Source organism: Bradyrhizobium altum (genome assembly GCF_020889705.1).
GTDB classification, from domain to species: Bacteria; Pseudomonadota; Alphaproteobacteria; order Rhizobiales; family Xanthobacteraceae; genus Bradyrhizobium; species Bradyrhizobium altum.
The window spans coordinates 1-741 of the sequence record NZ_JACMYP010000594.1; the positions used below are offsets into that span (position 1 = coordinate 1).

Genomic DNA, 741 nt, shown 5'->3' on the forward strand with positions numbered 1-741 from the left:
CGCCGGCGCGACCGTGGCCCAGGCCCGACAGCGACGCCTTTCAGAAATCAAGGCCCACGTGCTGCGCGTCTCCTGCCGCCGCTGCGAGCGGACCGTGGAAATCCAGACCGCCGATGCCGTCCGCTTGTATGGCGCCAACGCAGTCTGGAAGGACGTGGCGCAGCGGTTGCTCGACAACACCTGCCAGCAGCGCACCGGCAGGCATGAAGAAGACGGGTGCTGGCCAGCGTTCGAGACGCCGTAGCCGCTCTGGATTTGCCGATCCGATCTCATTGCGCCTGGGTGTCCGGATGGCCCCGAAGTATCACCCCACGCCCTTGTCGGGCGGCGATCGCAAGGCTCTGGCGAAAGAGCTCGGCAAGGCACGCGCGATGGCTAACATCCTGGCGACCCAATCGGCGGAGATGCGGGCCAAAGGCGAGGCGATGATCCAGCAAGCTGACAGGTTGCTTTGCGAAAGCTGGAACGAGCGGATGTGGAGTGACGGCGAACCGATAGATCCGTCGCCGACCATCGATCAGGCCGTGAACGGAGGCTTCCCCTGGCTGGAGATCAGGTGCGCGCGCTGCAAGACGCCGAGCGACGTGGACCTCGCGGCGATGAAGCACCCGCCGACCACCTTCGTGCACGATCTCGCCAGCAGGCTGCGCTGCCGCAAATGCGCCAAGGCGGGCCGGCGTCCATCCGCGACTCTGCTACAGTTGACGTGGCAGCCGCGCCACCCTCGAACCGATCCTGACC

1 protein-coding gene and 1 pseudogene are annotated in these 741 nt (G+C 66.3%); both read left to right on the plus strand.

Annotation, left to right across the window (positions count from 1 at the left end):
• Nucleotides 1–244 (plus strand): annotated as a pseudogene (locus H8B02_RS47585) (hypothetical protein); the annotation flags it as partial.
• A gap of 46 nt (nt 245–290) precedes the next feature.
• Nucleotides 291–741, plus strand: a 451-nt coding sequence (locus H8B02_RS47590; protein ID WP_229172561.1) for a hypothetical protein, incomplete at its 3' end; no start/stop codon positions are given.